Annotated in this window: 13 protein-coding genes; 5 read left to right on the top strand and 8 right to left on the bottom strand. The window is 34.1% G+C overall.

The window, feature by feature from the left end; translation table 11 throughout:
• Positions 1-140 precede the first annotated feature (140 nt).
• The 6 genes from EPK97_RS18675 to EPK97_RS18650 all read right to left on the bottom strand — a co-directional run bounded on the left by EPK97_RS18675 (position 141) and on the right by EPK97_RS18650 (position 6,737).
• Positions 141-1,079 carry a metal ABC transporter substrate-binding protein gene (locus EPK97_RS18675; protein ID WP_420826812.1) on the bottom strand — a complete coding sequence of 313 codons (939 nt, stop codon included), beginning with the start codon at positions 1,077-1,079 and terminating at the stop codon, positions 141-143.
• Positions 1,080-1,107: 28 nt separating this feature from the next.
• Positions 1,108-1,983 (bottom strand): metal ABC transporter permease, encoded by an 876-nt coding sequence (locus tag EPK97_RS18670; protein WP_170295574.1) that lies wholly within the window; start codon positions 1,981-1,983, stop codon positions 1,108-1,110.
• Positions 1,983-2,726 (bottom strand): metal ABC transporter ATP-binding protein, encoded by a 744-nt coding sequence (locus tag EPK97_RS18665; RefSeq protein ID WP_162038145.1) that lies wholly within the window; start codon positions 2,724-2,726, stop codon positions 1,983-1,985. The genes EPK97_RS18670 and EPK97_RS18665 overlap by 1 nt, the downstream gene beginning before the upstream one ends.
• A gap of 285 nt (positions 2,727-3,011) precedes the next feature.
• Positions 3,012-5,042: a peptidoglycan D,D-transpeptidase FtsI family protein gene (locus EPK97_RS18660; protein WP_162038144.1), complete on the bottom strand. Its 2,031-nt coding sequence runs from the start codon at positions 5,040-5,042 to the stop codon at positions 3,012-3,014.
• Between the two features lie 89 nt (positions 5,043-5,131).
• Positions 5,132-6,295, bottom strand: coding sequence for a transglutaminase domain-containing protein (locus EPK97_RS18655; protein WP_240903886.1), 1,164 nt, complete (start codon positions 6,293-6,295; stop codon positions 5,132-5,134).
• A 25-nt stretch (positions 6,296-6,320) separates the two neighbouring features.
• A complete protein-coding gene (locus EPK97_RS18650; protein ID WP_162038143.1) occupies positions 6,321-6,737 on the bottom strand; it encodes a hypothetical protein in 417 nt (138 codons plus the stop codon).
• Positions 6,738-6,937: 200 nt separating this feature from the next.
• Here EPK97_RS18650 and EPK97_RS18645 point away from each other — a divergent pair, with 200 nt between their 5' ends.
• The 3 genes from EPK97_RS18645 (at position 6,938) to EPK97_RS18635 (ending at position 9,508) form a co-directional block, all read left to right on the top strand.
• Positions 6,938-8,083, top strand: a complete 1,146-nt coding sequence (locus EPK97_RS18645; protein WP_162038142.1) for an MFS transporter — start codon at positions 6,938-6,940, stop codon at positions 8,081-8,083.
• A 120-nt stretch (positions 8,084-8,203) separates the two neighbouring features.
• Complete coding sequence (locus EPK97_RS18640) at positions 8,204-9,067, top strand: SDR family oxidoreductase (RefSeq protein WP_162038141.1); 864 nt, start codon at positions 8,204-8,206, stop codon at positions 9,065-9,067.
• A 111-nt stretch (positions 9,068-9,178) separates the two neighbouring features.
• Positions 9,179-9,508: a toprim domain-containing protein gene (locus tag EPK97_RS18635; protein ID WP_162038140.1), complete on the top strand. Its 330-nt coding sequence runs from the start codon at positions 9,179-9,181 to the stop codon at positions 9,506-9,508.
• 91 nt (positions 9,509-9,599) lie between these two features.
• Here the strand turns inward: EPK97_RS18635 and EPK97_RS18630 are convergent, their stop codons facing one another.
• Complete coding sequence (locus tag EPK97_RS18630; protein WP_162038139.1) at positions 9,600-10,235, bottom strand: SCO family protein; 636 nt, start codon at positions 10,233-10,235, stop codon at positions 9,600-9,602.
• A gap of 10 nt (positions 10,236-10,245) precedes the next feature.
• Positions 10,246-11,142 (bottom strand): heme o synthase, encoded by an 897-nt coding sequence (gene cyoE, locus EPK97_RS18625; RefSeq protein ID WP_162038193.1) that lies wholly within the window; start codon positions 11,140-11,142, stop codon positions 10,246-10,248.
• A gap of 251 nt (positions 11,143-11,393) precedes the next feature.
• Here cyoE and EPK97_RS18620 point away from each other — a divergent pair, with 251 nt between their 5' ends.
• Positions 11,394-11,816, top strand: a complete 423-nt coding sequence (locus EPK97_RS18620) for a cell wall hydrolase (protein ID WP_162038138.1) — start codon at positions 11,394-11,396, stop codon at positions 11,814-11,816.
• A gap of 68 nt (positions 11,817-11,884) precedes the next feature.
• On the top strand, positions 11,885-12,349 hold the full coding sequence (gene gerQ, locus EPK97_RS18615) for a spore coat protein GerQ (RefSeq protein ID WP_420826814.1): 465 nt from the start codon (positions 11,885-11,887) through the stop codon (positions 12,347-12,349).
• Positions 12,350-12,494 lie beyond the last annotated feature (145 nt).

The following is a 12,494-nucleotide window of genomic DNA, read 5'->3' as shown; positions in this document are numbered from 1 at the left end:
ACCTCAAACCTCTATCTATCCTTTGTATTCCATTATTCTTATTCACCTCTTCATGTCCATATGCACTTTCTTTTGGAATTCTATGAGCGTCAAAAAACCACCTATGATTTTCATCATAGATGGTTTCTAATCATCTTCTCTTATTCGGAAGTAACCCCGTTATAAATCATATCAATATTCCATTCCATCATTTTGACGTAAGTATCTCCATCTTCACCTGGTTTTCCCACTGAATCTGTAAATACTTTACCAAAGATCGGAACTCCAGTTTCATTTGATACTGTTTCCATTGATCTTGAATCAATACTCGTTTCTAGAAATAATACAGGGACTTCTTTTTCACGAATTAAATCAACAATGGCACTGACCTGTGAAGGTGTTCCTTGATTCTCAGCATTAATTTCCCATACATACCCTGCATCAAAGTCATATGCTGCACTGAAATATTTGAACGCTCCTTCACTTGTGACTAAAAATCGATCTTCTTTTGGAATTTCATTAAAACGATCAACTGCTTGTTGGTGAAGCTCTTCTAATTGTGTAATGTATGCCGCTGCATTTGCATCATAAATGTCTGCATGATCTGGATCAATTTGTTTCAGAGCATCTCTTGCATTTTCTGCGTAAATGATCCCGTTTCTAACATCTAACCAAGCATGTGGATCAGATTCGTTTTCTTTTCCTGCTGTAGTAAGGTATTTCACTTCTACACCTTCACTCAAACGGAACACAGGAGCATCTTCACCTGCTTTATCAGTTGTTTCAAGTAGTTTTTCAAACCATGAATTCCCACCTTCAAGGTTTAACCCGTTATAAAATACTGCATCGGCATCCGCCGTTTTTTCTACATCAGAAGGTAGTGGATCAAATTCATGGGGATTGGCACCAATAGGCACCATACTGTGAACTTCAACTTGTTCTCCACCTACATTTTTTACAATATCATAAATAATAGAATACGTTGCAACGACCTGCAGTTTATCTCCCTGTGTTCCATTTTCCGATTCCTCTGTACTGCAACCTACCAAACCCATAAGTAAAATCAAAGTTAATGAACTGAATAATAATATCTTTTTCAACAAAATCACCTCTAAGTATTTATATAATTTAACCTCTAGCTAACGATTTGGTGCTTTTAGATCTAATACTTCTCCATAAAACACCTTGTTTAGGTGAGAAGATAAATGCGATTAAAAACATCGTTGTTGCTGTTAATACAATGGTTGCTCCTGAATCTAAGTCAAATCTATTACTAAAAAACAATCCTACAATAGAAGAAGTCGCCCCAAAACCTGAAGATAAATAAATCATGATCCATAATCGATCTGTAAGTAAATACGCTGTTGCTGCAGGTGTGATTAACATCGCTACAACGAGCACGATTCCTACTGTCTGAATAGATGCCACTGTCACCATCGTAAGTAAAATCATTAATAAATAATGAATCATTTTATTCGGTAAACCGTATGCAGCTGACATTGTTGGATCAAACGAACTAACTAAAAGCTCTTTGTAAAATAAATAAATCATCACTAATACAAATACACCGATACCAAATGTAGCCCACAATTCAGAAGTTCTAACTACTAATAAATTTCCGAATAAAATGTGATATAAGTCCGTGCTGCTTTTCAATAATGTAACCCAGATAATCCCGATCGCAAAAGCAAAAGTAAACATAATTCCGATGGCAATATCATTTTTGATTCTACTATTTTGACTAATATATCCAATCCCAATCGTTGTTAAAACACCAGAGACTACCGCCCCAAAAAAGAAATTAATACCTAACACATAGGACAATGCAACTCCTGGTAATACGGCATGGGAAATAGCATCCCCCATTAAAGCCATTCCTCGTAAAATAATAAAACAACCGATGGCTCCGCATATGATCCCTACGATAACAGAGGTAAGAAATGCCCTTTGCATGTATTCATACTCCATTACATAGTTCACATAATTTATTATTTCGCCAAACATTAAACGCTCACCCCAATCTCCTTCATAAAAGCAAACTGACCTTTATATGCTTTTTCCATAATTTCAGGTCGAAAAACTTCATTTACAGATCCAAATCCGATCAGTTCTTGGTTAATTAATAACAATTTGTTAAAATAACTTTCTGCTTTGCTTAAGTCATGATGTACAACCGTAACGGTTTTACCTTGGTCACTAAGATTTTTCAGTATGTTAATAATGGTCTCTTCACTGCCTAAATCCACACCGACAAACGGTTCATCGAGGAAAAATAACTCCGCTTTTTGAGCTAGTGCTCTAGCAAGAAAAACTCTTTGCTGCTGTCCACCTGAAAGTTCACCAATTTGACGTTTATAAAATTTCTCCATTCCTACTTCCTTCAAACATTCATAAGCCCATTCTTTATCATTTTTTTTCGGCCTTTTAAACATTCCAATTTTAGGATAAGTACCTAAAAGCACAGTTTCTAAAACGGTAATTGGAAAATCCCAATCGATATCATTTCGTTGTGGTACATAAGCAACTTGCTTGCGAATTTCCTTCACTGTTTTCTCCAGAAATGTAACCTGACCTTTATCTCTAGGGATCAATTGAAGTATGGCTTTAATTAAAGTTGATTTACCCGCTCCATTAGGTCCAATAATCCCCAATAAATTCCCAGCTTCTAAAGAAAAAGACACATCCTTAAGTGCTGTATTTCCATGATAAGAAACATATAAATCTTCCACTTGAATCGCAGATGACATTTAAATCAACTCCTTTTTATATAAAATAAAATTTGCGGCAAATGTTGCCTTAGGGAAACTTTTAAATTAAAAATATATGAATATTCCATTTTTAGTCTAACCATAAAAAATGGTTTACTATAAAAAAGTTGGTCTAGCACAAAAAAATAAACAAAAAAAATGATGAATATCCATTTCAGTAATTTTATTATACACAAAAAAGTTGAACTTGTGCAACATTTATTTTTTCTTTTATTTCCTTTAAACAAAAAAAGACGAAATCAATCATTGATTTCGTCTTCATGTTTAGTTAGCAGTAGCTTCTTCAACTTCAGCCTCTTCTTCTGCTTCATCATCAAATCCAAAATAGGCATCGAACATTTTTCTAGCTATAGGACCCGCTCCGAATGAGCCATATCCACCTTCTGGTACAACAACCGCAACAGCTAGTTTTGGATCTTCCACAGGTGCAAATGCTATAAATACTGCATTATTAACTCTTTGTCTGGCAACATCTTGCTCTGATGTTCCCGTTTTGGCAGCTACGACATATGGAAAATCATCAAATCCTGATTTACTCACCTGAGTCATTGCACTATGGATTAAATTCCAATCTGAATCAGGAAGTTCTACTTCATTTAATACTATCGGTTCAAACTCCTCTACTGTTTCTGCATCAAAGGTGGTTATTTTATCTACAAATTGTGGCTGTAATCTCTTTCCTTTATTTGCTAACATCGTAGCATACTGTGCAAGCTGAAGTGTCGTATAACTCGCTTCTTGTCCCCAAGATGCTCGTACTAATGAGGATAAAATACTTCCTGTTGATTCTAAATCTGTGTAGTTTATAAGTCCAGATAATTCCTTAGGTAATCCACTTTCTGTTGATACACCTAAACCAAATTGTTTCATGTATGAATCCCAAAGATCTAGCCCCTCTTGTCCTTGTCTTGATAAAGGTTCTCCGATCATGGCGGACATAAAGGTATTAGAAGAGTATTTAATAGCATCAAACGCGGTAATTGTACCATTACCTCTTCCTCGTGCATTCCTAATTCTTGAATTATCATTTCCAAAATAGAAGATTCCACTATCATTATAAGTTGTATTTTCAGTAATTAACCCTTCATTTAAACCGATTAAGATCGTTAACGGTTTGATCGTTGATCCTAAAGGGACAATCGAACTTGGGTGCTTTTTCCTTTCGTCAGCTTCTTCATGATTAGAATACGAGGTAGTTATGGTTCCATTACTAAGGAAGAGTTCATTATTATCATACTCTTTTTGGGATGCCCCACCTTCCCAAATATTAGGGTCATAATCAGGCATGCTAGCCATAGCTACTACTTTCCCAGTGTCCACCTCCATGGCTACAGCATAACCCGTTGTCGCATTCACACCACTTTTGTTGTACAATGCACTCTCATCCGTTTTTAAATACTCTATTTGATCTAAAATTGCCTGCTCTGTGGCAAGCTGAACATCTTTATCTATCGTTAAATATAAATTATTTCCTTTAACTGGAGGTACAACAACCGGATCTCCAATAATTCTTCCTAGAGCATTAATCGGATAGGTCATCGTTCCATTTTTTCCACGTAACTTTTCCTGATACAAAAACTCCAAACCATCAAAACCTACGTATTCCTGATCTAAATATTCTCTTAATACATTTTGATTATTATACTTTTCCTCCAGATACCCTGTTAAGTTACTTGCTGAATTAAACTTTTTTAAATACCCTACTAATTGAACTGCAATGGTTTCTTCACTATATTTCCGAACGCTCTCCTCGACGACTTTAACTCCTGGGAATTCTTCAATATGTTCTAATATATATGCGATTTCTTCCTTAGTAAGGTCTGTTTTCAACCTTCTAGGACGAGTACTATAATTCATAATTGTTTTTTCTTCTTTATGAATATCAAAACCTACATCCATATCATCAACGATTTCTTCTGCAGATTTTTCAGATAACTCTTCAGCTCCATATTGCTTAAAAACGTCAGCTAGTCTGCTAGCTAAATCAATAACTTCATCTTCGTCTGGTTTAGTTGGAAGTTCATAATAGAGAGATTGACTTGAAGTAGAATAGGCTATAGCATAACCATTCACATCATATATATTTCCCCTAATCGGTGGAATTTGATTAGTCACTTCTGAATTTTTATTCTTTAATGCTTGATACTCACTTCCTTCGACAAACTGAATAAAAGCAAGTCTAACTATTAATACTGAAAATATTATAAATACAGCAAAGAAAAAAATATTTAAACGAAATGCAAAATTTCTCCGTTTAATCAATTCTCGTTTCTTCGGGTCATTTAAACTGCTCATGTTCTTCTCCTCTTCACAAATATTTCACCACAAATTAAATATACGGTACGGTTAATTTCCATTCCTTTATTATAATTGAAAATGAATAGCTAAACATCCTTTATATGTGTTTCATAAAAATCATTGGAATTAAACCAATTTCCTCCAGATGATACCCAGGTGGTGTCTAACGGAATCCATTCATCTGTTTCAGATAAATATACTTCATTCCAAGCATGAGCACCCATCCCCCCGCGACCATCAGATCCAAGTCCAGTAACTACTTTCACATCCAAATCAGCCGTCCTTGCCATCACAGCAAATAATCTAGAATAATCTATGCAGACCCCTTGTTTTGAAAGAAACGTATCTTCAGGTGTTTGTTCCATCCATACATTTTCTTCCTCATACAACCTTACTTTTTCCCAGTTATATTGAACTCTTGTCCCAACCCAATCATATAAAGCTTTAGCTTTTTCCTCATCCGTGTTTAAATCTTTTACAATGATATGTGTAGCTTCCACTATATTATCTGGAATGTTATGGTCAATAATCTCATATTTCCTCTGTAGAACTTCCTTGTATTCATCTTCAGCTTCTTTAGCCAATACCGGTAGAGTAGTCTCTATAAAATTCTGACTTAACGGTTGCAGTACTCTTTCAGTACCTCCTTGGTATAAAATGGAGGATTGGATATATGAGGTGAAGGGGGTTTGTGGAAATAAAGTAACAAAAATAAACAAAATCAAAATGACAGTCAAACCCTTAGCTAAACCAAATATTACACCGATAAAACCCCCGAATAATTGACTGATGAGTAGTGGAATTTCTGCCTTTGTTTGTTTACTTTCGTTCATCAGTTTCATCGCTCTTAATAGATTTAAAAACACCAAATTAAACAACATCATGATCAAAAATTGTATCAATAAATAACTTATTAAAAAGATGAAAATAAAGCGTATAAAAGTAAAGTCTCTGATTGAGGTGAGAACAATATAATACCCTTTTTCCAACATATTCAGTTCTTCAGAAGGAATTTGAATCGATTTCGAAATCAACCAGCTTTGAAGTTTAGGAGATAGCCAATTTGTAGTTTTCCAAGATAATAGGGCGGCAGTCATATTGATGACAATATCTTGGATAGCATGAGACAATTGAAAGGCAGACTTAGATACACCTCTCTTAATCCCTTGGATCAAGGAAATCAAAATTACAGACACGATAAGCAATGTAATGTAGTTAATATTTGTGATCATATCAATAAAAGTCTGCAATTTGTTCTCCTCCAGATAAACTTATTTAATTCTTGTTTTCTAACAATTTTCTAATTTCATCATTCATTTCTATCGTATAGGTTTCCCCACCATACGTAATGGTTAAGAAGTCTGAATCCGTATCTCCTTCTATGGTTACATCTTCATTTTCGATGAGAAAATCCCCATCCATAGCTTCGTTTACTATGTATTCTTTAATTTCATTTATTGCCAGATCTATCAATTCTTCTTTTGAAATCATTTCTAAAAACTGATCACTCGCTGTTTTAAGTGTTTCACTATAGCTAGAACCGTAATAAATCAATACAGCTACAATCGCCAAAACGATGAACCATTTCACTAATGTTTTTACTAGTTTAATAACAATAAATAACACAATAATTGCTGCAAGAATGATATACCATTTTTCTTGGACAAATATAATCCAACTCTCTATATCCATCTTAACACTCCCGTCTCTACTCTCAGCTTATTACAACTATATCTATTATACAAAAAATCAACCATCAACGCATGTTCAATTACAGAAAAAACCTTAATCAAATCACTCAGTATGAATATTTTTTAAAAAGTAACGTACAAGTAATAACAAGCTATATTTGAACAACCTCTTTAAGAGTATCTCTATTGGATGGTGATTAGATGAAAACAGCAATTTGGCTATATCTTTTTATGTTCATTGCATTCTTTGACTTACATGCACAATTTCCTATCTTGTCTCCTTATGCAATATCTCTTGGAGCTGCCCCCTCATTTATCGGCTTAATTATGGGGATGTATTCATTGACACATATCCCGGGTAATATTTTAGCAGGTTATGGCGTGGATCGATATGGCAGTAAATATTTTATTATTTTCAGTTTAATCATTGCTGGAGGGTTGTTAATTATTCAGTCCTCGGTTACAGATCCATGGCAGTTATTAGTGATTCGTTCTATTAGTGGATTCATATTAGCCTTTCTATCACCTGCCTGCCTTTCTTTATTAGCAAAAATTGCAAAGGATCAAATCCAACAAGGGAAATTAATGGCAGGAAATGGCCTCGTCCATACATTAGCTTCCATTGTATCTCCAGCTGCTGGAGCATTATTAGTTGCAAAAGTTGGGTATTCAGTTGCATTTAATCTCTTAGGTTGGATACTCATCATCACTGGGGTTTTGGCATTTTGGGGAATACAAAATATAAAATCAACCTCCATAGAAAAAAAACTCCCACATCCACAAACCTTATTCGGAACTGAAGATCAAAAAATACCATGGCTATTTTATGCTCTCCCACTTGCTTTAGCTTGTTCACAAGGCATTTTGTTTTTTGAATTACCTTTAATTCCGATATCACGGAATTCCATTTTTGCTTCTGGACTTTTATTTTCGATTGTTAGTCTCGGCGCATTATGTACGTTAAGCTTGTTATTTTTAAATCGACTATCCCCATTTTTAAGAACAGCAGCGGGATGTTTATTCTTAGCGCTAATATTTTTTGATATGGCATTACATCAATTATTCCCTTTAGCGATTTCCTTATTTTTAATTGGTATGGCAAAAGGGATCATATATCCTGCAATGGCTACTTATTTAACCCATATGTCTAACGTTTCAAAATACGGTCGTATTTTTGCTATATTAGCAATTTCCATGTCATTAGGGGCTTTTATAGGACCTGTTATTGCAGGTCAGGTACGGGAGGTTGTATCACCTTACTTATTTGCTTTTATCTTTTTATTCATTTCACTTTCCATGTTACCTTATCCTAATCGTTTTACCATCTTCACTCAAAGGAAAGTATAACTTTCCATCATCACCATACAATAAGTGAATTTTATATTTACCTTAAATAGAAAGTCGTATATCCTTAAATGTAATATTTAATTCAAATGTTTAAATTAAAATGCAAGGGAGGAAAATAGAATGAATGGAAAAATCGCAATTATTACGGGTGCTAATTCAGGAATGGGTTTAGCAACTACAACTGAAATCGCAAAAAAAGGCGCAACTGTCATCATGTTATGCAGAAACAAACAACGTGGAGAAACAGCTCTCCATACTGCAAAACAACAAAGTGGTTCTCAAAATATTGAGTTGATGATTTGTGATCTTGGTTCATTAGAGAGCATTCATACATTTGTAGCTCAATTTAAGGAAAAATATAATAAACTTGATATATTAATTAATAATGCGGGTGTCATGTCTTTGAAAAGAGAGCTTACAAGTGATGGATTTGAAATGCAGTTAGGTATTAATCATCTAGGTCATTTTTTACTAACGAATTTACTACTAGAGCGATTAAAAAATGCAGAAGAAGCAAGAATAATTAATGTTTCTTCTGGAGCTCATAAAATAGGAAAGATTGATCTTCAAGATCCCTTCCTAACTAAACGATACGGATTCATGAAAGGATATGCTCAATCTAAATTAGCGAATATCCTATTTACAAAAGAACTTTCAAATAAACTTAAAAATACAAATATTACTGTAAATGCTCTACATCCAGGTGCAGTGGCAACGAACATAGGTGTGAATAGAAAAACTGGATTTGGGAAAAATTTTATAAAATTAATGAAGCCATTTTTTCTATCTGCAGAAGAAGGTGCATCTACTGCCATTTACCTCGCCACTAGTGATGAAGTAAAAGATACCACAGGTGAGTATTTTTATAAAAAGAAAATATCTCTCGTTTCAAAAATAGCACAGGATAATGAACTTTCTAAAAAATTATGGACTTGGAGTGAGCAACAAGTATTCTTAACCCCAAAAAGTGATGTTAAGCTTTGAAGACTATGCCTATTACTTTTCGGGGGCCCCATTATTTTATACCCACAAAAGTGATGTATCTTCTTCAAACATGAAGCTCAGCCTTATCACCCTTTATAGGAGGATAAAATAATGGACGCAGTTATTATTGTGGAAGGGACTAATGATCGAATTCATTTAAAAAAGTTTTTATCTGAAGAAATTGAGATTTTATGTACAAATGGAACATTAAACGCACATCGGCTAGAAAAGTTAGTTCAGAAAACTGTTGAGAAACAAATCTTTATTTTTACTGACAATGATATAGCAGGTAAAAAAATTAGAAAAACATTAACAGAGGCGTTTCCAGATGCGGAACATTTATATACCAAAAAAGGGTATGCTGGTGTTGAAGGTACACCTGATGAGCATATTATAAACCAACTTGAAAAATCTGATTTACATGAATACATACTAAATTAATTACAAAATCTCTATTACCATTTTTTAATTCTTAAAATGTAAAAAAACAGCCACTATCTAATGGCTGTTTTTCATTTAATTACACTTAATATTATAATAATGCTTCTATATGTTCTACAATATAATCAACATTTTCCTCTACAGATAAATCATCTTTAATGGGAAGGTATTTTTTAATATTCCCCTCTTTATCGATTAAAACATAGAAATTTGTATGACCAAAATCTCCACCTTCTAATTCCATTATACTTATTCCGTATTCTGTAGCTAGATCTCTTGAATACTGCTCTTCACCACGTAAAAAATACCAGCCTGATGGGTCTGCATGATATACGCTTGAGAATTCAATTAACCTCTCACGAGTATCTCTTTCAGGATCAAAGGTAATAGAAAACATAGCCATTTCATTTCCAAATACCCCTTCTTCCTTTAGTCGCTCCTGCACTTGTGAAAGCAGGTGAGTTGTTGGTGGACAAACATCAACACAAGTTGAAAAATAAAAATATACTAACCTTACTTTTCCATCAGTATCCTCTAGCGATACGGTACTTCCATCAATATTTTCTAATTCAAATGGAGGGGCTTTTTTAGTATTCTCTTCCGTTATAAAACTTACTTCTGACTTTGATTCTGGAAGCCAATTATATATTAAATAAGCTGACATCCCAATGATTAAAATGCCCATCACACTAAAATAAGTTATTTGCAACCATTTTTTTCGATTCATATATTTTCACCTAACTTGTAGTATTTATAATCATCACAAAGAAATTAATCATCAAGTAATTAATCGAAAAGAGAAATACTTTTCTTGCCCATTTATCATTATCTTTAGTGACAAATCCTGCTATGCAGTACATAAGCCAAATTATACTTAATAAAATAGAGACAATTAAATAGATCATTCCTACGTATCCAAAAACATAAAACATGATATTTACAGGTATTAAAAGTAATACATATGGCAGCATTTGAATTTTTGTTCTTTTTACTCCCTTTACTACAGGCAACAATGGAAATCCAGCAGCTCTGTATTCCTCTTTACGTCTAATACCTAACGCCCAAAAATGTGGTGGCTGCCATAAAAATAATAAGGCAAAAAGTAACCAAGCTCCAGGATCTACTTCGTTGGTCACTGCGCAATATCCTAAAACAGGAGGCATTGCTCCAGAAATTCCTCCGACAGACGTACTCCATGTAGAGCTTCTCTTTAACCACATTGTATAAACAAAAACATAAACAAAAAATCCAATAAAACCTAATAAAGCTGAAATAGGATTAACCAAAAAGTATAGAACTAATAGACCTATAATGCCTAAAACAATCCCATACCAAAGCACAACTCTTGGATGAATTCTTCCTGCTGGTAGGGAACGTCCTTTTGTCCTCTCCATTTTCTCATCAAAATCTCTATCCAAAAAGTTGTTTAAAACACAACCTGATGCCATGATCAAAGCTGTTCCAAGCATCATATAAGCGAAAATGAACCAATTGATATCCCATTGTGATGCAAGCCAAAACCCACCAAATGCTGCAATAAGATTAGATCTAATGATTCCTGGTTTTGTTAGCTGAACAAAATCTCTCCAAGAAACTTTTTCTATGTCTACAGAATCAGAGATTGATTCATTCATCACTTGCACATCTAACTGTTTACCCACCTATCTATAACCCTCCTTAGAGCGTAAAAAAACATATCTTTAATCATATCAGTCTGCAAACCATTTGACAACAAAATCGATTCTTTATTCATATTTTAGACGCAAATTTATTTGTCATGTTGTCAAGCAGTATTCCATAATTATATTAATGTATTGAATTGTTTGTTTACATGAAAAGACGATTCCTTTTTAATATACCTTATTGAAAGGATGGACATAAACATATGGCGGTCATTAAAGCAAATAGTGAAGATGTCAAGTTATTAGCAAGATTAATGAGGGCTGAAGCAGAAGGTGAAGGCGAATTAGGAATGTTAATGGTTGGAAATGTTGGCGTAAACAGAATAAGAGCAGATTGTTTAGATTTTAAAGATATTCGAAATATGAATCGAATGGTGTTTCAAAGACCAGGTGGATATGAAGCTACGATAAAAGGATACTTTTACCAAAAAGCAAGGGATAAAGATATCCGTTTAGCCCAAAGGGTAATTAATGGTGAAAGATTCCATCCTTCAACGAATTCTTTATGGTTTTTTAGACCAGAAGGTGCATGTCCATCTCAATGGTATGACCAATATAATTCTGGGAGATATAAAGCTCATTGCTTTTTTACACCTCTACAAAGTGTTTGTCCGAGTGTGTACTAACATGTAATCATTTTATATTTATATTTTAAAGGAGGATTTAACAAATGAATGGAAATAATTATAACGCAATGGCTCAGCAGTATTCTAATGTGATGCCATCGCACGTTAATCCAATGGCGATGCCTGCCGCTAATCCAATGGCGATGCCTGCACAGTACGCTAATATGATGCATGGATCTATGCCTGCATCTATGCCTGCATCTATGTCAGGACCATATGCTCCAAGCGGCTCAGTTCTCGCAAGTTCTGCACCAGCTATGTCGGAGTTCACACCACCAGGTCAATTACCAATGGAAGTTTCTTATATTGAAAATATTTTACGGTTAAATTTAGGAAAAGAAGCAATGATTTATATGACATATGAAAATAACTCTGAGTGGAATGCGAAAGTGTTTAAAGGAGTGCTTGAAGCAGCTGGTAGAGATCACATTGTGATTAGCGATCGTGACACAGGAAAAAGATACTTACTGCTTATGGTGAATTTAGATTATATTACTTTCGATGAAGAATTAAATTATATTCCAACTTATTGAGCACAAGGTTAATAAAAAAACATATACTGTAAGAACATAAAAGACCCATTTATCATATTGATAAATGGGTCTTTTCACTCTAAATAAATTAAATATCTTGGGTACATGATTATTAGTAACGGAACAGGATAAAGATAAAGAGTAA

The sequence above is a fragment of the Chengkuizengella sediminis genome, assembly GCF_010078385.1.
Classification (GTDB): domain Bacteria; phylum Bacillota; class Bacilli; order Paenibacillales; family KCTC-33759; genus Chengkuizengella; species Chengkuizengella sediminis.
The sequence above is the reverse complement of the archived record's forward strand: the minus strand, read 5'-3'. Positions and strand labels throughout refer to the sequence as shown.